Origin of the sequence: Buttiauxella cochleicola (assembly GCF_021282435.1) — a bacterium.
Taxonomy (GTDB): Bacteria; Pseudomonadota; Gammaproteobacteria; order Enterobacterales; family Enterobacteriaceae; genus Buttiauxella; species Buttiauxella massiliensis.
Map to the genome: position 1 here is coordinate 796,186 of NZ_JAJSOT010000001.1, position 22,964 is coordinate 819,149.

Annotated in this window: 22 protein-coding genes; 6 read left to right on the plus strand and 16 right to left on the minus strand. The window is 49.0% G+C overall.

Going from position 1 to position 22,964, the window contains the following annotated elements:
* The first annotated feature begins 61 nt into the window (after window positions 1–61).
* On the plus strand, window positions 62–1,537 hold the full coding sequence (gene ansP, locus LVQ77_RS03595; RefSeq protein ID WP_154150147.1) for an L-asparagine permease: 1,476 nt from the start codon (window positions 62–64) through the stop codon (window positions 1,535–1,537).
* A 66-nt stretch (window positions 1,538–1,603) separates the two neighbouring features.
* Here ansP and LVQ77_RS03600 read toward each other — a convergent pair whose 3' ends face one another.
* The 3 genes from LVQ77_RS03600 to LVQ77_RS03610 are packed head-to-tail and all read right to left on the minus strand — an operon-like array spanning window position 1,604 to window position 3,421.
* A complete protein-coding gene (locus tag LVQ77_RS03600; protein ID WP_232903697.1) occupies window positions 1,604–2,257 on the minus strand; it encodes an anti-sigma factor in 654 nt (217 codons plus the stop codon).
* Window positions 2,254–2,808, minus strand: coding sequence for an RNA polymerase sigma factor (locus LVQ77_RS03605; protein ID WP_232864436.1), 555 nt, complete (start codon window positions 2,806–2,808; stop codon window positions 2,254–2,256). Before LVQ77_RS03605 ends, LVQ77_RS03600 begins: the two co-directional genes overlap by 4 nt.
* 52 nt (window positions 2,809–2,860) lie before the next feature.
* Window positions 2,861–3,421 carry a fasciclin domain-containing protein gene (locus LVQ77_RS03610; RefSeq protein WP_232903698.1) on the minus strand — a complete coding sequence of 187 codons (561 nt, stop codon included), beginning with the start codon at window positions 3,419–3,421 and terminating at the stop codon, window positions 2,861–2,863.
* Window positions 3,422–3,705: 284 nt separating this feature from the next.
* On the opposite strand from LVQ77_RS03610, the gene pqqU reads away from it, so the two are divergent.
* Window positions 3,706–5,835 carry a TonB-dependent receptor PqqU gene (gene pqqU / locus LVQ77_RS03615; RefSeq protein ID WP_232903699.1) on the plus strand — a complete coding sequence of 710 codons (2,130 nt, stop codon included), beginning with the start codon at window positions 3,706–3,708 and terminating at the stop codon, window positions 5,833–5,835.
* A 56-nt stretch (window positions 5,836–5,891) separates the two neighbouring features.
* Here the strand turns inward: pqqU and tonB are convergent, their stop codons facing one another.
* From tonB to LVQ77_RS03650, 7 genes are all read right to left on the minus strand, one after another.
* Window positions 5,892–6,617: a TonB system transport protein TonB gene (tonB, locus tag LVQ77_RS03620; protein WP_232903700.1), complete on the minus strand. Its 726-nt coding sequence runs from the start codon at window positions 6,615–6,617 to the stop codon at window positions 5,892–5,894.
* Window positions 6,618–6,877: 260 nt separating this feature from the next.
* A complete protein-coding gene (locus LVQ77_RS03625) occupies window positions 6,878–8,269 on the minus strand; it encodes a hypothetical protein (protein ID WP_232903701.1) in 1,392 nt (463 codons plus the stop codon).
* Window positions 8,266–8,523, minus strand: a complete 258-nt coding sequence (locus tag LVQ77_RS03630) for a PAAR domain-containing protein (protein ID WP_232903702.1) — start codon at window positions 8,521–8,523, stop codon at window positions 8,266–8,268. The genes LVQ77_RS03625 and LVQ77_RS03630 overlap by 4 nt, the downstream gene beginning before the upstream one ends.
* Before the next feature lie 11 nt (window positions 8,524–8,534).
* On the minus strand, window positions 8,535–9,230 hold the full coding sequence (locus LVQ77_RS03635) for a T6SS immunity protein Tli3 family protein (RefSeq protein ID WP_232903703.1): 696 nt from the start codon (window positions 9,228–9,230) through the stop codon (window positions 8,535–8,537).
* Complete coding sequence (locus tag LVQ77_RS03640; protein ID WP_232864428.1) at window positions 9,227–9,934, minus strand: sialidase family protein; 708 nt, start codon at window positions 9,932–9,934, stop codon at window positions 9,227–9,229. The genes LVQ77_RS03635 and LVQ77_RS03640 overlap by 4 nt, the downstream gene beginning before the upstream one ends.
* A gap of 9 nt (window positions 9,935–9,943) precedes the next feature.
* Window positions 9,944–12,082: a T6SS effector phospholipase Tle3 domain-containing protein gene (locus LVQ77_RS03645; protein WP_232903704.1), complete on the minus strand. Its 2,139-nt coding sequence runs from the start codon at window positions 12,080–12,082 to the stop codon at window positions 9,944–9,946.
* Window positions 12,079–14,592, minus strand: coding sequence for a type VI secretion system Vgr family protein (locus tag LVQ77_RS03650; protein ID WP_232903705.1), 2,514 nt, complete (start codon window positions 14,590–14,592; stop codon window positions 12,079–12,081). The genes LVQ77_RS03645 and LVQ77_RS03650 overlap by 4 nt, the downstream gene beginning before the upstream one ends.
* A gap of 480 nt (window positions 14,593–15,072) precedes the next feature.
* Here LVQ77_RS03650 and LVQ77_RS03655 point away from each other — a divergent pair, with 480 nt between their 5' ends.
* Window positions 15,073–15,369: a YciI family protein gene (locus tag LVQ77_RS03655; protein WP_034455828.1), complete on the plus strand. Its 297-nt coding sequence runs from the start codon at window positions 15,073–15,075 to the stop codon at window positions 15,367–15,369.
* A gap of 42 nt (window positions 15,370–15,411) precedes the next feature.
* Window positions 15,412–15,567 (plus strand): hypothetical protein, encoded by a 156-nt coding sequence (locus LVQ77_RS03660; protein WP_154150139.1) that lies wholly within the window; start codon window positions 15,412–15,414, stop codon window positions 15,565–15,567.
* Between the two features lie 165 nt (window positions 15,568–15,732).
* On the opposite strand, the gene LVQ77_RS03665 is transcribed toward LVQ77_RS03660, so the two are convergent.
* Complete coding sequence (locus LVQ77_RS03665) at window positions 15,733–15,915, minus strand: YciY family protein (RefSeq protein WP_072009405.1); 183 nt, start codon at window positions 15,913–15,915, stop codon at window positions 15,733–15,735.
* Window positions 15,916–16,172: 257 nt separating this feature from the next.
* Here LVQ77_RS03665 and cls point away from each other — a divergent pair, with 257 nt between their 5' ends.
* Both cls and LVQ77_RS03675 read left to right on the plus strand, forming a co-directional pair.
* On the plus strand, window positions 16,173–17,633 hold the full coding sequence (gene cls, locus LVQ77_RS03670; RefSeq protein ID WP_151993295.1) for a cardiolipin synthase: 1,461 nt from the start codon (window positions 16,173–16,175) through the stop codon (window positions 17,631–17,633).
* A gap of 37 nt (window positions 17,634–17,670) precedes the next feature.
* Window positions 17,671–18,000: an HI1450 family dsDNA-mimic protein gene (locus tag LVQ77_RS03675; RefSeq protein ID WP_124025185.1), complete on the plus strand. Its 330-nt coding sequence runs from the start codon at window positions 17,671–17,673 to the stop codon at window positions 17,998–18,000.
* 28 nt (window positions 18,001–18,028) lie between these two features.
* On the opposite strand, the gene LVQ77_RS03680 is transcribed toward LVQ77_RS03675, so the two are convergent.
* The 5 genes from LVQ77_RS03680 to oppB are packed head-to-tail and all read right to left on the minus strand — an operon-like array spanning window position 18,029 to window position 22,799.
* A complete protein-coding gene (locus LVQ77_RS03680) occupies window positions 18,029–18,880 on the minus strand; it encodes an ion transporter (RefSeq protein WP_232903706.1) in 852 nt (283 codons plus the stop codon).
* 49 nt (window positions 18,881–18,929) lie between these two features.
* Window positions 18,930–19,934, minus strand: coding sequence for a murein tripeptide/oligopeptide ABC transporter ATP binding protein OppF (gene oppF / locus LVQ77_RS03685; protein WP_232864424.1), 1,005 nt, complete (start codon window positions 19,932–19,934; stop codon window positions 18,930–18,932).
* Window positions 19,931–20,944: an ABC transporter ATP-binding protein gene (locus LVQ77_RS03690; protein WP_232864423.1), complete on the minus strand. Its 1,014-nt coding sequence runs from the start codon at window positions 20,942–20,944 to the stop codon at window positions 19,931–19,933. The genes oppF and LVQ77_RS03690 overlap by 4 nt, the downstream gene beginning before the upstream one ends.
* 11 nt (window positions 20,945–20,955) lie before the next feature.
* Complete coding sequence (gene oppC, locus LVQ77_RS03695; RefSeq protein ID WP_064518507.1) at window positions 20,956–21,864, minus strand: oligopeptide ABC transporter permease OppC; 909 nt, start codon at window positions 21,862–21,864, stop codon at window positions 20,956–20,958.
* Between the two features lie 14 nt (window positions 21,865–21,878).
* Window positions 21,879–22,799: an oligopeptide ABC transporter permease OppB gene (gene oppB / locus LVQ77_RS03700; RefSeq protein WP_064518504.1), complete on the minus strand. Its 921-nt coding sequence runs from the start codon at window positions 22,797–22,799 to the stop codon at window positions 21,879–21,881.
* Window positions 22,800–22,964: the final 165 nt, after the last annotated feature.

Here is a 22,964-nt window from a genome sequence, read left to right on the forward strand (position 1 = left end):
TGAAGTTATAAAAATGTCAGGCATTACACAGGGGTCTTTTAAACAAAGGAACAGGGTCTACATGAACACAACACACAAAACGGAAGCGGAAAAGCACGCAGCTAAACGCCGCTGGCTTAATTCGCATGATTCCGGGTATCACAAAGCAATGGGTAACCGCCAGGTACAGATGATTGCCATCGGCGGCGCAATTGGCACAGGGCTTTTCCTGGGCGCTGGCGCACGTCTACAAATGGCAGGCCCGGCTCTGGCAATCGTCTATCTGGTCTGCGGCATCTTCTCTTTCTTCATTTTACGCGCGCTAGGTGAACTGGTACTTCATCGCCCTTCGAGCGGCAGTTTTGTTTCTTATGCCCGTGAGTTTCTCGGTGAGAAAGCCTCCTACGTGGCAGGCTGGATGTACTTCGTGAACTGGGCAATGACAGGCATTGTCGATATCACCGCCGTGGCACTTTATATGCACTATTGGGGCGCTTTTGGCGATGTCCCGCAGTGGGTATTTGCTCTCGGTGCGCTGGGTATTGTCGGTGCCATGAATATGATCGGCGTGAAATGGTTCGCAGAAATGGAGTTCTGGTTTGCGCTGATAAAAGTCCTCGCAATCGTCGCCTTCCTGGTGGTCGGAACGGTGTTCCTTGGCAGCGGGAAAATGCTTGATGGCAACACGACAGGTTTCCACTTAATTACTGATAACGGTGGTTTCTTCCCGCATGGGTTACTGCCTGCATTAGTGCTTATTCAGGGCGTGGTGTTTGCTTTTGCTTCAATCGAACTGGTGGGGACGGCAGCGGGTGAATGCAAAGATCCAAAAACAATGGTGCCAAAAGCGATTAACAGCGTTATCTGGCGTATCGGGCTTTTCTACGTCGGCTCCGTGACATTGTTGGTTTTATTACTGCCCTGGAACGCCTACCAGGCAGGGCAAAGCCCGTTTGTGACATTTTTCTCTAAACTCGGTGTGCCATATATTGGCGACATCATGAATATGGTGGTTCTGACTGCTGCGCTTTCCAGCCTAAACTCTGGCCTCTATTCCACCGGGCGTATTTTGCGCTCAATGTCGATGGGTGGCTCAGCACCTCAGTTCATGTCGAAAATGAGCAAGCAGCATGTACCCTATGCCGGGATATTGGTTACGCTTGGGATATATGTGATTGGTGTGGTACTGAATTATCTTGTGCCATCACAAGTGTTCGAGATAGTTCTCAATGTTGCCTCACTGGGAATTATCTCTTCCTGGGCATTTATCATGGTTTGCCAGATGCGCTTGCGTAAAGCGATTAAAGAGGGGAAAGCTGAAGACGTTAGCTTTAAATTACCTGGCGCACCATTTACCTCATGGTTAACCCTGCTCTTCCTGTTTAGCGTATTGGTATTGATGGGGTTCGATTACCCGAACGGAACTTATACCATTGCATCTATTCCGCTGATTGCTTTGTTACTGGTGATTGGCTGGTTTGGCGCACGTAAGCGTGTTCAAGAACTTGCCCACAATCCCGACGCTCACCCTGAGGAAGCGCCGCAAAAGGTGAAGTAAACCCATACTGAGCCAATGTTTCGTAGCGATAAAGGGCAGAATATTTTCTGCCCTTTTTGCTGCTCTTTACAATGTCCCGCTAAATAGGACTGGCCCGGTCGGTTGCCCCGTTGGAGAACCACCTTGCGGTTCGAGGCTGATTGCAATCGTTGTACCTGGAGATAAAGCCACGCTGGTTGCAGTAAGTTGCGTAGGTTCACTGGCATTCACTAAGCCAAGTGAAATCGGTTTTGCACCTGAAGGTATCGCCCATAACTGCAAGCTGTTATTGGCCGCAATTGCGCGAGGCTGAACCGGAACCAACTGGAGCGTTTTACGTTCACTGTCAGCACTGACAACCCATTGACCTTTGGCTGTATCGCTGCTGTTTAACACTACCAGCGGTGCGAGATCGGGTGAGCGGTTCGCGAAATACGGCACCAGAATAACCGCGGCGAGTCCGGCTGCCAACGCCCACCCCAGGTAATTCCAGTTCCACAATGACGTTGGTTTTTGCGTCGGTAAGCTAAGCTGTATTTTTTTCCACACCCGTTCTGGTGGAATCTGGTGCTGTGTGTTGTTTTCAAATGGTGCCAGCAAGGTTTGCCAACGACCAAGTTGCTGTGCCAACTCTTGCTCCTGTGCAAGGCGTTTTTCGAAACGCAGACGCGCATTCCCACGCAGGGTGCCCAGGGCATACTGCGCGCTCAATGCGCTGTCGATATCTTGTCTGCTTTTCATAATCCTACGCAGTCCTTAAGGTGGTCCAGAGCACGGCGCACCCAACTTTTTACGGTACCAAGCGGTTGATGCATCCAGGTTGCAATTTCGCTATGCGACAACCCCTGATAGTAGGCCAGCACCACGCTTTGCCGTTGTTCCGGGGGCAGATGCGCAAGGCACAGTGTGAGTTTGTCGACTTGCTTATCGTCGTGCTGGCTATCTTCATTTTGATGGCTCGTTACTGGCGTATATTCATTCAGTTCATCTTCTAGTTCACTACTACGAGCGGCGCCACTTCTTAGCCAATCGATACAACGATTGCGCACAATGTGCGTAAGCCAGGTCATCGGGGAGCTAAAGGCAGGATCATAAGTTGCAGCACGATTCCAGACGGCAAGAAAACTATCATGCAGGACCTCTTCGGCCCATGCAGAGCGGCGCAACATACGCAACGCTACCGGGAAAAGCAGTGGTGACGTCTGGCGATAAAGTTGTTCAAAGGCGCGGCGGTCACCATCGGCAACCGCCCGCACAAGCGCTACCTGTTGTTGCACTTGCTGATTATCCATATCTTTCCTGATTGGGTGTGAGTCAGTCACTCACACCGAGTATAGACAGGATTTATTTAGGCATCAGGACAGTATCAATAACGTCAATTACACCGTTTTTCTGATTTACGTCATAAGTACTGATATTCGCGATATTTCCCTGAGCATCTTTCAACTGGATGTTATGCGGGCCGTTACTCATTACCCATAAAGGTTGCCCATTTACGGTTTTCAACTCCGCATGGCCGCCGCCATCTTTAATTTTTTTCTCAAGCTGCTTCATGTCGTATTTTCCTGCCACGACGTGATAAGTCAGGATGTTGGTCAGTACCGCTTTGTTTTCCGGTTTCACCAGATTCTCAACGGTCCCTGCGGGCAGTTTTGCAAATGCTGCATTAGTTGGTGCGAACACAGTAAATGGTCCTTTTCCCTGCAATGTGTCGACCAGACCCGCAGCTTTTACCGCGGCAACCAGGGTTGTGTGGTCTTTAGAGTTGAGCGCATTTTCTACGATATTTTTTGAAGGATACATCGCAGCGCCGCCCACCATCACGGAGTCTGACATCATGGCAGCCATGCTGGCGGCACTAAAGAGTAATGATGTAGAGATAGCAGCAGTAAGGATTCTGTTCATGGTTATTTCCTCATTGAGTCAGGAGCACGTTGTTGGCTCACACTCTGATATACGTTCGAGGAAATGAACTGGATGCAGGAATATGAAAATATTTTTTCACTTCTGAAAAATCACTCCTGGCGCCGCGTAAATACTCACAAAACACTTTCGTTCATAAAAACTTGCATTAACGTTATGTGCCGTTAACACTTTTCAAACATTCATCACAAGTATTAACATACCCTCTTGAATGTTCCAGATGGTTCGTCCGGAACGTAAAATGCTCCCACCTGTGAAAATGTCTGATGAAAATTGTGCACCATGGAAAGATCTCCCTGCCACTGATATTAGTCCCGGCCCTTTCGTCTTTTGCCCTTCCGGTACTTGCCGCCGAAGAGACGATGGTCGTTACCGCAACACAAGGCACGATTTCCGAGCTGGATACACCAGCGGCAGTGAGTGTCGTCAATGGCGACGATATGCGCCAGGCGGCACCACGCGTTAATCTTTCAGAAAGCCTTAGCAGCGTACCGGGTCTGCAAGTTCAGAATCGCCAGAACTATGCGCAAGATTTACAGCTTTCGATGCGCGGATTTGGTTCTCGCTCCACCTATGGTGTGCGCGGCATACGAATGTATGTCGATGGTATTCCCGCCACCATGCCCGACGGCCAGGGCCAAACCTCGAATATCGATATTAACAGCGTAGAAAGTATTGAAGTGTTACGCGGCCCCTTCTCGGCACTTTATGGCAACGCATCGGGTGGCGTGATTAATGTCAGCACAACAACGGGTACACAGCCGCCAACTTTTGAAGCGAGCAGCTATTACGGTAGCTTTGGAAGCTGGCGTAACAGTATTAAAGCAACCGGCGCCACGGGTGATGGTACGCAGGCCGGCGATGTCGATTACGCCGTATCAGCTTCACGCTTTACTACTCATGGTTATCGCGACCACAGCAGCGCCCAAAAGAATCTCGGCAATGCCAAACTGGGTGTGCGTCTCAATGAAGCAAGCAAATTAACACTACTGCTCAACAGCGTAGATATTGATGCTAACGATCCTGGCGGGTTAACCGAGCAGGAATGGCGCAATGACCCGACTCAGGCCCCTCGTGCCGAACAGTACAATACCCGCAAGACCACTAAACAGACTCAGGCTGGCCTGCGCTACGACAGGCAGTTAACCGCCAATGATGATTTAAGTGTCATGACCTATGCAGGGGTGCGCGAAACTACGCAATATCAGTCAATTCCCGTGGCCCCTCAGTTAAACCCATTAAACCCAACACATCCAGGTGGCGTGATTGAACTTTCACGCCATTACCAAGGGATAGATTCTCGCTGGACACATCGAGGCAATCTTCTATCTGTGCCGGTAACGTTTACCACCGGGCTTGATTACGAAACCATGTCGGAAAAGCGCAAAGGGTATGAAAACTTTGTGGTAGAAAACGGCACCACCGCTTTAGGCGAAAAAGGCGACCTTCGCCGTGACGAACGTAACCTGATGTGGAACGTTGACCCCTATCTGCAAACTGCCTGGCAACTCACCGATAAACTCAGCCTCGATGCAGGTGTGCGTTTCAGCTCGGTCTGGTTCGACTCGAATGATCAGTACATTACCGGTAAAAATGGCGATGACAGCGGCGATGCGAGCTACCACAAATGGCTACCTGCCGCCGCGTTGAAATACGCCGTGACCGATGCCTGGAATATTTACACCTCGGCAGGCCGTGGTTTTGAAACGCCGACCATCAACGAACTCTCGTATCGTGATAACGGCCAGTCAGGTTTGAATTTTGGATTAAAACCGTCCACCAGCGATACCGTGGAAATCGGCAGTAAAACGCGCGTCGGCAATAATTTGTTTACTGCGGCACTCTTCCAGACAGATACCGATGATGAAATTGTTGCAGACCAAAGCAGTGGTGGGCGCACAACCTACAAAAACGCCGGTGAAACCCGCCGCCGTGGGGTGGAACTCTCTGCAGATAGCCAACTTGGCTACGACTGGCGCGTTAAAATGGCATGGACTTATCTCGATGCGACCTATCGCAGCAACGCATGCGGTGATGACAACTGCGAGGGTAATCGTATTCCGGGCATCGCGCGTAATATGGGATACGCTTCGCTTGAATACGCACCGCCAGAAGGGTTCTATGCTGGAGCCGACGTGCGTTATATGAGTGATATTCAGGCCAATGATGAAAATACTGCGAAAGCACCGACTTACACGGTCGCCACACTCAATAGCGGTTATAAACTGCGGATTCAAGAAAGCTGGTTATTGGATATTTGGGGACGCGTCGATAACCTGTTCGATCGCGAGTATGTCGGTTCCGTTATTGTTAACGAAAGTAATGGTCGCTACTACGAGCCCGCACCGGGGCGAAATTATGGTGTGGGGGTGAACCTGAGTTACACATTCTTATAAGCATAAAAAAACGGAACCCCGACAGGTTCCGTTTTTATTTGGTGCCGGGAGATGGATTACTCCATCGTCGCGCCGCCGTTAAGTTTAAACACCACGTTGACAATCATACCTTGCCCTGGCTTGCCGCTTTCGTAGCGCCATTTTTTCATCGCCAGTTTCACTTCGCGTTCGAACATATTGGCAGGTGTCGCGGAAAGAATAGTCACATTGCTTACGCTACCATCTGCAGCAACATCAAACTTCACACGTACCTTGCCTTCAATGCGTAGCGCATGCGCACGCGCAGGATACTGTGGTGAATTACGGCTCAGCGCGCGCGGCCCAGTGACAACAGGTGCTGCTGAGGCAACAGGTGCAGTGTTTGCAACCGGTGCGGGACGTGCGGGTGCGGTGTTAGTTACCGGTGCGCTCGGACGCGGTTCAACCGGCCTTACTTCGCGCTTCGGCTCTTCAACCTTTTTCACCGGCTTCGGTTTTGGCTTAGGTTTTGGTTTCGGTTCTGGCTTATGAATGACAACTGGCGCCTCTTTCGGCGGCTCAGGGATCGGTTCAGGCTCAGGTTCGGCTACCGGCTCTGGCGGTGGCTGAACAACTTCAGGTTGCGGTGGTTCAAGCTCAGCCGGAGTCACCATGGTGATACTGATAGGCTGTGCAGGTGCTGGCAACTCAACAACCTGATGATGTACCGAGGTATAGAGAGCCGCCGCGACAATAGCACCATGAAGTACGACAGAGAGTGCGGTCGGCCACGGAAAGCGGCGGCGAGGTAAATCAAGGGTCATTGTATTTGAACTATTCGCTGAAAGTATCATTTGAAATTGTAGTGTTATTACGACTTTCAGAGATTGTACCGCAAATGAGAAGTGTTATCACCTATTTACGTTTCAGCAGCAAGTCCCTGATTTGAAATCAAGCTGAAACAAACCCAGATACGCAATACCCCTTTCACGACAATTTAGCTGTTCAAGTAGCAGCGCTTGGTTGCAAACAAGATCACCGTCCACTTCATTTGCTGGCTGGATGAGTTCAAATACTCAAAGCTTTATTCGTCGAGCCCCCACATATCCCTGTATGCTTCGTTGCCTGCATGCCAGGTCGCCATGATCCCCATACTCAAAAATAAAGTCAGCGGGAATAATGCCCAAAATAATACTGACCAACCCGAAACATTAGCCATTGCTTCCGGTTTACCGAAGCCGCATATCCCAACGAACAACGATCCTGAAAGAAACATTCCAAATAATCCTCCGTATTGCCAAGGGTACATATAGTCCACATACCAGGATGACGAAGGTGCAGTAGTTAAACGTGATGACACAGCAGCTAAACCTAACTTGTTATTATCAGAAGCGGCAACAAGCTGATCGCCTTGGGAATATTTGACAGCATCAGCAGCCAACGCCAAGACTAACCATCGATAACCCGCCGTTTTTCCCCCGAAAGAAGTCTCTACATCCAGCCGACTCGCCACCAGCTTACGATCATCGAGTATTTGCATGAGTGGATATTTTTCGACCTTAGATAAAGCGGTGTACCAGAGCGTTTTGGGCGAACTTACTGGGGCTATGTACAAATACACGGGTATGACTGTTTCCACGTCTGTTACATCCGTAATTGGCCGATACAAGTACATCGGTTTCTCACCTTCCGTTTTGCCATATATATTAGTCAGCCAAAAAGCACTAGCGTTTTCCATCGATTTCGATTCACTTCCCTCGTCATGCATATCCACTATGACAAGCAGCCGGTTCGTCACATAGTTAGTGGAACTATCTATCCAGTTGGTGACCAGCGAGTAATCCGGGCAGTCTTGTAAATATTCAATTTTGTTTGATGCCAGCCCCAGGCGTTCAAATGTACGGCGCAGATCGTCACAACACGATTCATCACCTCCGCGAACCCACAATGTTGAATCAAAATTTCTGTAATGGGGTGTTTTTAGCTTTTCTGCAAGTGGGGCCAATAAGCGATTCAGCAGTAGTTCGGTTTGGGTAAACTCAAAATCATATTCGCGGGGAATCTTAATAGGTGTTTTTGGCGCTAGGGGAAACTCCCCTTCCAGTTTAAGCATGTTTAATGCTGGTTCATCCAGTGGAGTCAGCGTAGCCCAACCAGCAATAATGAGGTGCCGCCTGGCGTACTGCTTTAACTGCTCTTCCCGCTCTTTTGCAATCGCCACCCGAGTTTCCTCGTAGTGCTTCCTGGTACTGACAGGTATCAGAAAGAGAAACACTACGCACAACAGCACGAGCAGTGGAAAAACGACGGATTGAGTAAAAAAATATTCATCGACGTGTTTATCACCTGGCCACGTCACCGCACGAACAGCAACACTGATGATAAGGACAAACAGGGCAATAATTACCGTCGCTAGTACTGGAAACTCTGATCGCTCAGGCTTTTTTTGCTCCTTAAATAACCACCAATTCATCATGCAGCTCCCGCAATCGTTAGTGTCGTTTTTATTACACAACCGCATTCAGCCTTACAACCATCCACCACAACGCCACGGTCGTGCATTGTCCATGACGGATGACATTCAGAAATGGCAAACACCCCTTTATGTTCTGGACACTCAACCTTATCGCCCTTCAGCGCGACAGATTTCCCCATAAAATCGGCCCCTGACGCGCTAATCACCTTCCCGCCACTCACCAGCGGGTCATTAAGACGGATAACTCCTTTCATTGCTTATATCCTTATCGCCCGGCGTTCATATCGCAGCCCATGTGGTCCCAGCCCGTATAGCCTTTAATATCGGGTATCTGGTCCGGTAAATTCTGGTAATTAGTCTCATGACTAATGACTTTTCCTTGTAATCCCTCTTTAGTGAAATACACCATCCCCCATTTCCACCCGGGCGAACGGGGATCAATCCTTTGAATGGTTCCGTCATCAAGCGTGTAAGTGATACCAGGGCCACCATCGACCACTCGAGGATCATCAAATGGTTTGGAGGACATATACAGTCGGTGTTTGGTTTGTAAAAAGCCCTGGTCGTTGACGACAGTAAAGGAAAGAACGTCATCGTAAGGGCCATAATTATCCCCATTAGGTTCATTTCCAGATGGTGAAAAGTGTGCATCAAACCATGTTTGACCATAATCTTTGGATACTCTGAATCCATCTGCACCCCAGCCGATAATTGCAATATAGCGCTCGGATGGATGGACGAGTTTTCGGGTAAATATTCGATAGAACTGAGAATAAATTTGCGAGTGTATTCCTCGTTGCATGTCCCCGTACCAGAGTTCACCCTCGCAGCCCCAGCCTTTCAGCTCCAGATAGCGATGGTCATCAAACCGGTAAACCACCTGCGTCGGCGGCTCTTTGACCTGGCATCCGGCAATCAGTAAAGCAGCGACAGCAGCAAGTCCTGCATTAAATCCTCTCATTGTTTATCCTTACGCCCCAAATCCATATCGCAGCGCATGTGGTCCCAGCCCGTATAGCCTTTAATATCGGGTATCTGGTCCGGTAAATTCTGGTAATTAGTCTCATGACTAATGACTTTTCCTTGTAATCCCTCTTTAGTGAAATACACCATCCCCCATTTCCACCCAGGCGAACGGGGATCAATCCTTTGAATGGTTCCGTCATCAAGCGTGTAAGTGATACCAGGGCCACCATCGACCACTCGTGGATCATCAAACGGTTTGGAGGACATATACAGTCGGTGTTTTGTTTGTAAAAAGCCCTGGTCGTTAACGACAGTGAAGGAAATCACATCCTGGCTTGGCGCACGATTATCTCCGTTAGGTTCATTCCCTGATGGAGAAAATTGCGCAAGGTGCCAGGTTTCACCATAGTCTTTAGAAACTGTAAAACCGCTAACATCCCAGCTTGTAATTGCAATATATTTTTCTGATGAATGGACAAACTTTCGCGTAAACAGGCGGTAAAACTGCGAATATGGTCGTGAGCGAATTCCTCGTTGCGTATCCGTGTACCAAAGTTCTCCCTCGCAGCCCCAGCCTTTCAGCTCCAGATAGCGATGGTCATCAAACCGGTAAACCACCTGTGTCGGCGGCTCTTTGGACTGGCATCCGGCAATCAGTAAAACAGCGACAGCAGCAAGACCTGCTTTAAATCCTTTCATTGTTTATCCTCAAGCCAACTGGCTGTCGCTCATCGGTTTTGGCATAGCCCATTGCAGATTCGGTGTTTCCTGATTCCCGGCGGACAAATCCCGGGAAGGTTGAATCGTCGTGGGATTGTTAAACTGGTTTTCAACACCAAAATCCCCTTTAGGAAGTACCTCATCGGGTCTATTCATATGGTTTTTTGTCTGTGCTTGTGGCAGTTTTCCGCTCCGGTAATACTCTTTAGTCGCGGAGTTACCATTCAGCGGGTCGCGCCAGTCAGCGCGGTGCAGTAGGTCCTCCCAGAATTTACCGGCTTTATAGTCAAATGCTTTGCACTGGCCGAGTGCCAGGTCAAAAGCCATCGCGTGAGATGGGGCAAGTTCGCTCATGACGATAGATGAGTGCTGGCTGTACCCTACCGGATCGGTTTTTTGCCATTCCGCCTGCAACTCTTCCGGGGTTTTCAGCCAGGTTAGGGTGACATTCTGAAAGTCTTTTGTTCCCGTAACGACACCGCGAATCACTTCATGTTTGCGGCCAACACTTTCCACCTTCAGCTCTTCAGGCGTCAGAACGTGACCGGGCCGCCAGTTGAGACTCTGATAATGGCTAACAGAATACGTGGCTGAGTCAGTACGTTTAACGGCATAGGCTTTTGCCGAATAGGAGATGTAGGCATCCGGGCTGTCTGGGTCGATATAGGCTTCATAAGGTGTATCCCACGTTGCTGGATCGTCGTCTTTTTTGTTTCTCTCGCCTTGCAGCTCAAAAATAAACGGCTCCGGCAGTTCTTCACCATTGATCACCACATCGCTATAGGAATAACCAGCGTTCATGACTGGCGTGGTGCTGAAATCGCCTTTATTTTTTGGGCTCATTTTGAACGGCTCCGTTTCCAGCCGTCCTACCCAGCGATGCTGGCAAAAAACGCGTTGACGGAGATTAGGCATGTTTTTGGCTATATCATTCGGAATACCACGCCAACCAAACCCCTGGATATTTTGTAACGACACCGTGCCATCCTGAGGGCAGAAGTAGTTATAAACTTTGCCGTTGTTATCACGGCGGTACTTCATATCTTTTCGTAGCGGATTATCTGACGGTTTACGCAGCGTACAGCTGGCCTCCATCTCCAGCATAGCGCCATCTGACAGCTCCCCGCCTTTGTACTGTGTCGCCATCAGTGCGCAGAAATTTTTAAACGTTTTCTGCCGCGCAAAAGCCGTCTGGTGATGACCCGGCTGGGCGTCTTCACTCAAGCGAGCTTCAAGAGAGTACGGTGAATGATTCAGGATGGTGCAATTGACCGGATCATAGCCGGCCTGCTTAACCAGCATATTTGCCAGCATGGTGATGATCGTACCCTGACTATGTGCCACGACGTTAATCACATCATTCTTAGTAACATCTTCACCACGGATCTGAATTATCAAATCTGCCAGACGCTGGGCGGCAAAAAACTGATAAATACGGTGCGGATTAGGGAAAATTGGATGGGTATAATCTCCTCCGTTCATATGCAGCGTGCCAAACCCGGCAACAGCTAACGCCACACCTCCGGCTCCCGGCCCCAACATATCGGGGATGTTGGTTGTCGCGTTCGCAAACGTCCCGCCATTTTTTGCAAAATTTGCATCCAGGGCGTTTTTGAAATTGTCGTTCTGGTACTTAAACGGGCTACTGCCATCGTTGCCCAATGCGGCTTTGTTCTTTTCGTTATCTTCCTGATAAGCGTCATATGGAAGATGGGCCGCGTCTGAAACTTTATCAATTTCTTCGCGGTAACGTTGCTGGTCAGCACGATAGTCTGCATGCGTCACCGGCTTATAACCCCAGTAGAATGGAATGACCGGAGATCGACCTGATTCAGAGACTTTCTTCTGTGCTTCTTCGTTATGCATCATGATGAAATCACGCCAGCCATGTGCATGAAAATCATTACGACCCAGGCGCTTACTTAGCCCTGCAATAATGCCTTTCTCCTGGTTTTGGTACGCTTCGCCAACATCATTAACGCCATGAATTAAAATCACAATACACGGCATCGGGCGTGGTACACCCACACGACAGGTCTGAGCCACTTCCCCCAGGTCTTTGTGTACCGGAATATCTCCCTGGGAAACTACCCGTGGGGCAAATGGGCTGTTTTTTGTCTCCGTCATTCCATTAACTCCAGCTTGTAGGTATCAAGATCATCCGCATCAAGCAGTGGGGAATAACCGTTGCTATCAGTGACGCCCTCCACCACCTGACCAGACGAGCTGGATAATTTAAATTTTCTGTTTGCAAGGACCTGGTCTGCATCGTCGCTCGCATGCAACTGATAACGCTGCTTAAATGCGCCTTTATTAAATGAAGGGGATTGTACCTGGGCACTTTCCGCACCGTCGTATTTCAGGTTAGGCGCTTTAAGTTCAATGCCCGTAGGCGAGAATATTGTCACTAACCCGCTCGGACTGACCCGAATCCCTCCACCTGCGCAAACAAACTGCAGCCCCTGTTTGGCACTACCGTTCAATTTCCCGGCCTTACTGACCATGGTGAAATCCTGCTCAGAAAGCATATGCATAGCACCGCGCTGGGCTTGGGTGTTGATGTCCCCTGCGCCAGCAATCAACTGGATACCGAGTTTGCGGACAAACAATGAAAGCTTTTCACCCACGGCCAGCGAGAATTTCTTCACTACGTTCACACTTGCGTTATTTCCCGCAGTCGCTATCAAATCTTTTCCAGCCGATAACTGCAGGCTCTGTGGCGTGACGTGTGCCATGCCTTCCCCGGCATAAGTCAGAATACCTGGAGCTGAGAGCTGGTTCAGCGTCTGACTTAGCGCATTTTGTTGCTCGGTATCCACATTACTGGCTCCTGCTGTATTGGCGCTTTGCTGTAAAGTCATTGCCACTTTCAAAGCAGCTTCCAGCTGTGCAATAGCGGCGTTCATATCCAGTTGTTGACCCAAGGCTCGGGGTTGTTTTTCGGTGGTAATCATCACCCCTTTTGCAGCACGCAATGTCATCCAGCTATCGGTGCGCGCCTCCAGACCTTCTCCACGTTTTTTCCCGTCGGCATCGACAAGGTGACCAACGCTAAGTTGCCCTTTGCTATATTCAGTGGAAATCTTGATATGTTGCTGATTGCGCCGGTCTTCAAGGCGAATTTTGTTCAGCCCAGCGGTGCGGATCACGTTGCGGGTATCATTGCGATTTGTCACCAGGTCCGGGCGACTTCCGTCATGCATGACGTGAGCGATAAATGGCCTGTCCGGGTCGCCACCTTCAAAAGCTACGGCCACTTCAGTCCCCTCAAGCAGTGGGAAGTGAAAACCATAGGTGTCACCGGCATACGGCCGTGCAAGGCGCACCAGAGCACTTTCAAAACCATCCCGCTTTTCATCCAGATCAAAATCAAACTGCACACGGTAACGGCCTTGAGCATCCACTCCGGCATATGTTTTATCGGAAGTCATGGCGGCCACTTTCGCGGGTACCGTTCCTGCAATCACTGGGCGAGAAATAAGTTCTGGGCGGAAATTGTAAATATGAAAATAAGGAATGCCTGTCAGGTCTGCGCAATAATGTTCTGCCCGGCTGCCCCTTATCGTCATGGCTGTTATGAGGAGTCCAGGTTTAAATCCATCGGGAATAGGGCCAGATATGTTGAACATGATGCCAGGCTGGAGTACAGGATCATTAGTTTTGGCCCCAAGAATACACTGCTCATTCAGTAGACGCTCATAACGAAGGCGAGCATAAAAGTTAGCTGTTTCAGCCTCTTTACCGTAAGAATCCCCTTTTTCCAAATAATGATCTGCGTAATGATATTCCTGCCCGTTATTTATACCGGCAGGCGTACTCTGTGTTGCGATGGTTTTATTTACCTGAGGTGATTGAGGGGTACGATAATTATATGTACGCACCAGTACACTTTGAGGGATTATCTTGTGCTGCTCTTCCAGATCCGTGACATATTCTTCATAGCTTGTCGTGCCAGAATCGCGAATATATGGTGTTTGTTTGTCGCTGAAAATATAACGTGCCGCAGAGTCACCAAAGATAGTGACCGTTTCCTTTTGCACTTTGTCGTGATTTTCAATGCGGAACCAGATACCCACCTCTGCAAGAAGTCGCTGGATAAACTGCAAGTCGTTTTCTTTCCACTGAATAACCATTTCACGCCGCGGATAATCGTGACTCAGCTTATCGAAATCGATGTTGAAACCTTCAAAAAAACCACTGTTTTTCATCACCAGCGTAACGAGATCTGGCACAGTTATATTCATATAAACAGCCGAACGATGATTTTGACTCAATAGTACTAATTCATGCTCCAGTACGCATTCGTACAGTGCCTCATCGGCTGAGGAACTGATACGTGATAAACGAGTGATTACGCCATTAATTTGTCGCACCAGCAACCAGTTAGATTCTCCGTGCCATTTTGCTATTGGGTTCGGAGCACGCAGTATAAATTCAGCCTTCTGATTGAGCACCGTATCAATAGAAATGTTTTGTTCTGAGGTTGTAAAACGGATGATATATCGATAAGGCTGGCTTAATGCTTCATTCGCTGTGAAAGAATTCACATCGGGTATAACACTCTCGTTACAGTGAAAATACAATAAATAGCGGTTTATAGTATCTTGCTGTTGAGCCGTTTCGGATAGCCCTGCCATAGCCAAAATCCTTTTAATTAAATCGAGTTTGTATGAAACAATATTTTTCGCTTTCCTTCAATTAAAACACCCTTCCATAGTGACATATAAGACATTACAAACTACTGCCTATTCATGAGGAAAATAAAAAAGTAAAAACTCATATGAAATAGAAATATTATCTCAGACAAAAATTATAATTAAACTCTATTAACAAAATGAGTAACTGTCCGCTGCACATCATGTGTATTAGTTAGATTATTATTAATATTGCCTATACTCTTCAAAAAGATTTGATACCCCAACCATCTGGACTGCTCGCTGACACGACCAACAAAGTATCGGCTATCATTTTGGTAAGTTTTAGCCAGATGGTGATTCCTGCTGAATTAACACCCACAATGTAACATCTTGTTAGCGCGCAATTGATTTCAAGTTGCAGTCTTAGCGCCATTCACTTACCGTGTTTTACAAACCTCATATCTATAAGGAGTGCTGCACGTGCTGTATGTCATTTATGCGGAAGATAATGCCGACTCTCTCGAAAAACGCACGGCTGTGCGCCCTGCCCACCTGGCCCGTCTACAACTTTTACGCGATGAAGGTCGCCTGTTAACTGCCGGGCCTATGCCTGCCGTCGACAGTAATGACCCTGGTGCTGCTGGTTTTACCGGTTCAACGGTGATTGCTGAGTTTGCATCTCTAGAAGATGCCCAAGCCTGGGCTGAAGCAGATCCTTATATTGCGGCGGGTGTCTATAAACAGGTAGCAATCAAGCCATTCAAGAAGGTATTCTGATTCAACTATTCGTACGGTGAATGAAGTTATCAGGAAATTTTTATGGATTTGTTTGATGAGTCTTATGAGCGCCACAAGCAATCTGTGGGTAATCAGGAAGCACGCTGGAACGCCTGGCTTGCCAAACATCCGTTGGTGATTGTCGCGGCGGCATCAGTCACAGTGCTGATTATTTTACTGGCAATGCATTTCTCGTAAGACCGAAGTTTCAGAAGATTTTGAAGATTTTGAAGATTTTGAAGATTTTGAAGATTTTGAAGATTTTGAAGATTTTGAAGATTTTGAAGATTTTGAAGATTTTGAAGATTTTGAAGATTTTGAAGATTTTGAAGATACTGGGCACCGCAAGCGGTGCCCTTTTCTTTACGACGCCCATTGATCGTGAATGGCAAACAGCAAGGAGTTACGCTGGCGGTTTGTCTGGCACTTTCTGATGGCGTGAATGCGCATATTACGGCGTGACTGACCTTCCAGCCAACGCGATCTGCGCCGTTGTGTCTGACGCAGCATACGCCAACGTCCGACCTCAGTTCTACTACGCCTCATTTTTACGACTCAGGTTGCATGTAAGACGCGCCATTATAGTGTCTTCTTCACGCCAGACCAGACGTTTTACGATTATACCCGTCATACTTCAAGTTGTTGGTGCGTTGGCTACTCGCCTTCACCCCAGTCACATTGTTATCTATGCTTCTGGGGACTCACGCGTTTGCCGCCTTCCTACAACTCGAATTATTTGGGTATTGTTTTATGGCGGTTATGCGTAAACTCAAAACATACGGTTTCTAAAGGATTTTTGAACTATGACAACCTTCTATACAGTCGTTAGTTGGCTGATAATTTTAGGTTACTGGCTATTAATTGCCGGCGTGACGCTCCGCATTTTAATGAAACGTCGCGCAGTTCCTTCTGCCATGGCTTGGCTTCTGATTATTTATATTCTTCCTCTGGTAGGGATAATCGCCTACCTCTCGTTTGGTGAGTTGCATCTGGGCAAGCGTCGTGCCGAACGTGCACGTGCTATGTGGCCATCAACCGCAAAATGGCTAAACGACCTTAAAAGCTGCAAACATATATTCGCCGAAGAAAATAGCGAAGTCGCGACATCGTTATTCCAGTTATGTGAACGCCGCCAGGGGATTGGTGGCGTTAAAGGCAATCAGCTTCAGCTCCTTACGACATCTGATGAAACCATGCATGCGCTGATCCGCGATATCCAGCTGGCGCGTCATAATATCGAGATGGTGTTTTATATCTGGCAGCCAGGAGGGTTAGCAGACCAAGTGGCTGAATCACTGATGGCTGCGGCTCGCCGTGGCATCCACTGCCGGTTAATGCTGGACTCAGCCGGTAGCGTCGCCTTCTTCCGCAGCCCGTGGGCAAATATGATGCGTAACGCCGGCGTGGAAGTCGTTGAAGCGCTCAAAGTTAATTTGATGCGTGTGTTCTTGCGCCGCATGGATTTACGCCAGCACCGCAAAATGGTGATGATCGATAATTACATCGCTTATACCGGCAGTATGAATCTCGTCGACCCACGCTTCTTTAAACAAGATGCAGGCGTTGGGCAATGGGTTGATTTAATGGCTCGTATGGAAGGCCCGGTCGCGACAGCTATGGGAATTGTCTATTCCTGTGACTGGGAAATCGAAACCGGTAAGCGCATTTTACCCCCTGCCCCAGACGCCAATATTATGCCGTTTGAAGAAGCCAGCGGTCATACCATTCACACGATTGCTTCAGGCCCAGGTTTCCCGGAAGATTTGATTCACCAGGCGTTGCTGACGTCAGTTTATGCGGCACGTGAATACCTGATTATGACGACCCCCTATTTTGTGCCGAGCGACGATTTGCTTCACGCGATTTGTACTGCGGCACAACGTGGCGTGGACGTCAGTATTATTGTGCCACGCAAGAACGACTCATTACTGGTGGGTTGGGCAAGCCGGGCATTCTTTACCGAATTGCTGGAAGCTGGCGTGAAGATTTACCAGTTCGAAGGCGGCCTACTGCATACCAAGAGCGTACTGGTCGATGGGCAACTCAGTCTGGTGGGTACGGTTAATCTGGATATGCGTAGTCTTTGGCTCAATTTCGAGATAACCCTGGTTATCGACGACTCCGGTTTTGCCAGCGACCTTGCCGCCGTACAGGACGATTATATCTCCCGCTCACGGCTAGTTGATCTACGCTTGTGGTTGAAACGCCCAATGTGGCAACGTGTGGTAGAGCGACTGTTTTACTTCTTTAGCCCGTTACTGTAAAACGTGGCGCATCAGTACTTAATAAGTGGAACCAGACATGGAAATGGATCTGAACAACCGCCTGACAGAAGATGAAACTCTCGAGCAGGCTTACGATATTTTTCTGGAGCTGGCGGTTGATAACCTCGACCCGGCAGATGTGATTTTATTTAACCTGCAATTTGAAGAGCGTGGCGGTGCCGAGCTTTTTGACCCCGCTGAAGACTGGCAGGAACATGTAGATTTCGACCTGAACCCTGACTTCTTTGCCGAAGTAGTGATTGGCCTAGCCGAGACAGACGGTGGCGAAATCAACGATATTTTTGCTCGTGTGCTGCTGTGCCGCGAAAAAGATCACAAGCTCTGCCATATCCTCTGGCGCGAGTGATGTTTTTTAGCGCGGCACTGCTGCCGCGCTACTCTTCTTTCCCTATTAGCGGTAATCGCCCACCACAAGACTTACAATATTGAGCGTTAGTCTCATGATCTTGCTGGTGACATAACGGGCATTTTCGCTCCAGCCTTTTGCGTTGTAATTCCGTCGTCATTTGCGCGGTCAAAATCCCCGTTGGGATAGCAATCACCGAGTAGCCAATCAAGATAAGCAATGAAGCCACTAACCTTCCTAACGGGGTATGAGGCGTAATATCGCCGTAACCTACTGTCGCAACCGTCACCACTGCCCAATAAACCGAAACACCAAGACTCGTAAAGCCGTTAACGGCCCCTTCAATTCCATACATTAATGCGCCAGCCGTGACTAATACGATGGCGATAAATGAATAGAATAGAATTAATTGATGCCGGGAGTTAACCACCGCACGCCATAAACTATTAAGCGCCGGCATTAAGCGCAGTAATTTCAGGATGCGTAAAACGCGAATTGCCCGCATGGCGCGCCAGGCAAAGAAATAGTGTATTGCCAGCTCCGGCCATAGCCACAAAACATACAGCGGCAAGATCGTCGCAAGATCGATAAATCCCCAGAAACTGAACACATAGCGCACCGGATCGGGCCAGACAAGCACGCGCAATACGTATTCAAGGGTAAAGACCAGGGTAAAACCAATTTCGATGGCGATAAACATCCGCCACTGATCTGGTGTGAAAGTGACTTGATTGCCGATGCTGGATTCAATAAAAACAGTGATGACACTAAGCAGCGCCAGTAAACCCCAGAATGCTTCACAGCGGCGCCCTGCGCGGGTTCGTTGGTCAAATAAAACGTGGTAACAACGTAGTCTTAAAGAACTCTTATTCCCTGTCACGAAAACCTCGCCTGTAAAAAAGGGCTGGCGTAATGCCAGCCCTGCGAGATTATAACGGGTCAACCTTCAGACAGGAAACGGCATGCTTGAAACTGCCTTCCAGAACCGGGCGAGTTTTCGCACATTCTGGGCCTGCAATCGGGCAGCGCGTACGGAATACGCAGCCTGACGGCGGGTTAATTGGTGATGGCAACTCCCCTTCAAGAAGTTGTATCGTTTTATTTCTCTCCAGATCCGGGTCAGGAATCGGCACCGCAGACATCAATGCTTTGGTATAAGGGTGCAGCGGGTTGTGGTACACCTCATCATAGGTGCCCAACTCAACAGCATGGCCCAGATACATCACCAGAACGCGGTCAGAGATGTGTTTTACCACTGCTAAATCGTGCGCGATGAAGATAAGGGAAAGCCCCATTTCACGTTGCAGTTTTTGCAGCAGGTTCACAACCTGAGCCTGGATTGATACGTCGAGCGCTGAAACCGGTTCGTCACAGATAATCAGTTTTGGCTCAAGGATCAAAGCACGGGCAATCCCGATCCTCTGGCACTGGCCACCTGAAAACTCGTGCGGGTAGCGGTTGATGAGGTTTGGCAGCAAGCCTACTTTCATCATCATCGCTTTTACACGGTCACGAACTTCCTGGCGCGGCATTTTTGGGTGATACGTGCGCAGTGGCTCAGCGATAATATCGCCGATATTCATACGCGGGTTGAGCGACGCCAGCGGATCCTGGAAAATCATCTGGATGTCGCTACGCACATCGCGCCACTCGTCCTGATTCATGCCCAGCAAATCTTTACCCAGCCATGCCACGCGGCCTTCAGTGGCTTTCACCAGACCGATAATAGCACGAGCAAATGTTGATTTTCCGCAGCCAGATTCCCCGACCACACCCAGCGTTTCGCCCTCATATAAACGCAGCGTCACGCCATCAACCGCTTTCAGGGTTTTAGAGGGTTGCCAGAACCACTGCTTGCCGTCTTTGATATCAAAGTGAACTTTCAGGTCAGCGATTTCTAAGAGGACTTTTTTCTCTTGCGTCACGGCGTTCATACTAACTCCTCCACTGGCTTAAAGCAGGCGCGTAAGCGGCCTTCACCAAATTGTTCCAGCGGCGGTGCTGTATTGCAGATTTCCATCGCATGTGGGCAACGCGGCTGGAACGGACAACCCTTCGGCAAACGCAACAGGTTTGGCGGGTTGCCAGGAATAGTCAGCAGTGATTCACCTTCAGCATCCAGACGCGGTACCGCATTTAGCAGACCGATAGAATACGGGTGAACCGGGTTGTAAAACACATCCCGCGCCTGACCATACTCCATAGTACGGCCAGCATACATCACCAGTACTTTGTCGCAGATCCCGGCAACAACACCCAGATCGTGGGTGATCATGATAATAGCGGTGTTGAACTCACGCTTAAGTTCATTCAACAGCGTCATGATTTGTGCCTGAACAGTTACGTCCAGTGCTGTCGTTGGTTCATCGGCAATCAGCAGTTTTGGACGGCACAGTAACGCCATGGCAATCATTACGCGCTGGCGCATACCGCCGGAAAACTCATGCGGGAACATGCGCATGCGTTTACGTGCTTCAGGCATTTTCACCGCATCGAGCATACGAACAGATTCTTCAAACGCTTCCGCTTTACCCAATTTTTTGTGCAACATCAGCACTTCCATCAACTGCTCGCCTACACGCATGTAAGGGTTCAGTGAGGTCATTGGGTCCTGGAAGATCATCGAAATCTGTTCTGCACGCAGACGGTTAAGCTGGCTTTCTGGAAGATTCAGAATCTCTTTACCATTAAACTTCGCTGAGCCACCAATACGGCCGTTCGCCGCCAGCAAACCCATCAAAGCAAAAGCCGTTTGCGATTTACCGGAACCGGACTCGCCCACAATACCCAGTGTTTCACCGGCTTTCAGGCTGAAATTCAGATCGTTTACCGCAGTAACATCACCGTCTGGCGTTCCGAAGGTGACGCGCAGATCTTTTACGTCTAACAACGTAGAAGTCTGGCTCAGTGGAGTAACCACCGCAGGATTTTCAATTGTGCTCATCGCGGCACTCCTTAACGATCTTTCGGGTCGAGGGCATCACGCAGGCCATCGCCGATAAAGTTGAAACAGAACAGAGTGATAACCAGGAAGCCTGCCGGGAACATCAGCAACCATGGGGAAACTTCCATGGAGTTGGCACCATCGCTCAACAATGCACCCCAGCTACTTAATGGCTCTTGTGTACCCAGACCCAGGAAGCTCAGGAAAGATTCGAACAGGATCATGCTTGGCACCAGCAGCGAAGCATAAACCACCACCACGCCGAGCACGTTCGGCACAATATGACGAACTACAATGTTAACGGTAGAAACACCGCCAACCTGGGCTGCTTCAATGAACTCTTTACGTTTCAGGCTCAGCGTCTGGCCACGCACGATACGCGCCATATCCAGCCAGGAAACCATGCCGATTGCGACAAAAATCAGCAGGATGTTTTGCCCGAAGAATGTCACCAGCAAAATTACGAAGAACATGAATGGGAAGGAGTTGAGGATCTCAAGCAGACGCATCATCACAGAGTCGGTTTTGCCACCCAGATAACCCGCAAGCGAGCCATACAATGTGCCAACTACTACCGCGACCAGTGCCGCTGCAACACCAACCATCAACGAGATACGACCACCGATTGCGACACGAACCAGCAGGTCACGGCCCGAGGAGTCCGTCCCGAAATAGTGACCTGAGGTCATATCCGGTGCAGCCGACATCATTCCCCAATCGGTATCAAAATAGCTAAATTGCGACAGCATCGGCGCGAAGGTCACGAACAGCGCGATAAGTGCCAGGACAATCAAACTCGCTACCGCTGCACGGTTATGCATAAAGCGGCGACGGGCGTCTTGCCAAAGGCTACGGCCTTCTACTTCTAGTTTTTCACTGAAGTTTTCCAGCGCCTCGCTGTTTTTATTACTCAACATCATGGCGTACTCCAGCGTCAGTAACGGATTTTCGGATCGATAACGGCATACAGCACATCAACAATCGCGTTAAAGAGAATAGTCAGCGCGCCAACCAGAATGGTCAGGCTCAGAACCAATGAATAGTCACGGTTCAACGCTCCGTTTACGAACAACTGGCCGATACCCGGTAATCCGTAAATGGTTTCAATAACCATCGAGCCTGTGATGATACCGACAAATGCCGGGCCCAAATATGACAGAACGGGTAGCAGTGCAGGTTTCAACGCGTGGCGCAAAATAATGCGGCGCATCGGTAAACCTTTCGCACGTGCGGTACGGATAAAGTTTGAGTGCAGAACTTCAATCATGGAGCCACGAGTGATACGCGCGATACTGGCAATATAAGCCAAAGACAACGCGACCATTGGCAGGATCATGTATTGAATGGCCCCTCCGTTCCACCCGCCTCCGGGCAACCACTTGAGGGTTATCGCAAATATCAGAACCAGTAATGGCGCAACCACGAAGCTCGGGATAACTACCCCGGTCATGGCTATCCCCATTACGGCGTAATCCCATTTGGTATTTTGATTCAGTGCGGCAATAACCCCAGCGAAAACCCCTAAAACAACGGCAAAGATAAATGCAGCAGCACCCAATTTTGCCGAGACTGGGAAGCTTGAGGCCACCAGGTCGTTCACTGAATAATCTTTATATTTAAATGACGGGCCAAAATCACCGTGAGCCAGTTGTTTCAGATAACTGAAATACTGGGTCGAGATCGGATCGTTTAAATGGTATTTGGCTTCAATGTTCGCCATAACTTCCGGCGGCAGTGCGCGTTCGCTGGTAAAAGGGCTACCTGGCGCAAGGCGCATCATGAAGAATGAAATTGTTATAAGAATAAATAGTGTCGGAATTGCTTCCAGACAACGACGCAGAATAAATTTCAACATTGCCCGTACCTTCTGGCTGTGCCTTTAGAGTGCGATAAAATAAGACACGATGGGGCAAGCTCTACCCTTTTATCTTAAATAATTCACGTTGCAGGAAGGCGACAAGCTCATGAACCCCCAGGAACATAGAAAACTATGTGACTGGGGTGAATGAGCGCAGTTAAC

Bases quoted from the DNA above. Each gene is read 5' to 3' on its own strand.
- LVQ77_RS03650 (WP_232903705.1), bottom strand. From the start codon at position 14,592: ATGGCAGGGCTATCCGAAACGGCTCAACAGCAAGATACTATAAACCGC.
- tonB (WP_232903700.1), bottom strand. From the start codon at position 6,617: ATGACCCTTGATTTACCTCGCCGCCGCTTTCCGTGGCCGACCGCACTC.
- cls (WP_151993295.1), top strand. From the start codon at position 16,173: ATGACAACCTTCTATACAGTCGTTAGTTGGCTGATAATTTTAGGTTAC.
- oppF (WP_232864424.1), bottom strand. From the start codon at position 19,934: ATGAACGCCGTGACGCAAGAGAAAAAAGTCCTCTTAGAAATCGCTGAC.
- LVQ77_RS03610 (WP_232903698.1), bottom strand. From the start codon at position 3,421: ATGAACAGAATCCTTACTGCTGCTATCTCTACATCATTACTCTTTAGT.
- oppB (WP_064518504.1), bottom strand. From the start codon at position 22,799: ATGTTGAAATTTATTCTGCGTCGTTGTCTGGAAGCAATTCCGACACTA.
- ansP (WP_154150147.1), top strand. From the start codon at position 62: ATGAACACAACACACAAAACGGAAGCGGAAAAGCACGCAGCTAAACGC.
- LVQ77_RS03635 (WP_232903703.1), bottom strand. From the start codon at position 9,230: ATGAGAGGATTTAATGCAGGACTTGCTGCTGTCGCTGCTTTACTGATT.
- LVQ77_RS03600 (WP_232903697.1), bottom strand. From the start codon at position 2,257: ATGAAAAGCAGACAAGATATCGACAGCGCATTGAGCGCGCAGTATGCC.
- LVQ77_RS03675 (WP_124025185.1), top strand. From the start codon at position 17,671: ATGGAAATGGATCTGAACAACCGCCTGACAGAAGATGAAACTCTCGAG.
- LVQ77_RS03660 (WP_154150139.1), top strand. From the start codon at position 15,412: ATGGATTTGTTTGATGAGTCTTATGAGCGCCACAAGCAATCTGTGGGT.
- LVQ77_RS03640 (WP_232864428.1), bottom strand. From the start codon at position 9,934: ATGAAAGGATTTAAAGCAGGTCTTGCTGCTGTCGCTGTTTTACTGATT.
- oppC (WP_064518507.1), bottom strand. From the start codon at position 21,864: ATGATGTTGAGTAATAAAAACAGCGAGGCGCTGGAAAACTTCAGTGAA.
- LVQ77_RS03690 (WP_232864423.1), bottom strand. From the start codon at position 20,944: ATGAGCACAATTGAAAATCCTGCGGTGGTTACTCCACTGAGCCAGACT.
- pqqU (WP_232903699.1), top strand. From the start codon at position 3,706: ATGAAAATTGTGCACCATGGAAAGATCTCCCTGCCACTGATATTAGTC.
- LVQ77_RS03645 (WP_232903704.1), bottom strand. From the start codon at position 12,082: ATGACGGAGACAAAAAACAGCCCATTTGCCCCACGGGTAGTTTCCCAG.
- LVQ77_RS03630 (WP_232903702.1), bottom strand. From the start codon at position 8,523: ATGAAAGGAGTTATCCGTCTTAATGACCCGCTGGTGAGTGGCGGGAAG.
- LVQ77_RS03605 (WP_232864436.1), bottom strand. From the start codon at position 2,808: ATGGATAATCAGCAAGTGCAACAACAGGTAGCGCTTGTGCGGGCGGTT.
- LVQ77_RS03625 (WP_232903701.1), bottom strand. From the start codon at position 8,269: ATGATGAATTGGTGGTTATTTAAGGAGCAAAAAAAGCCTGAGCGATCA.
- LVQ77_RS03665 (WP_072009405.1), bottom strand. From the start codon at position 15,915: ATGAGGCGTAGTAGAACTGAGGTCGGACGTTGGCGTATGCTGCGTCAG.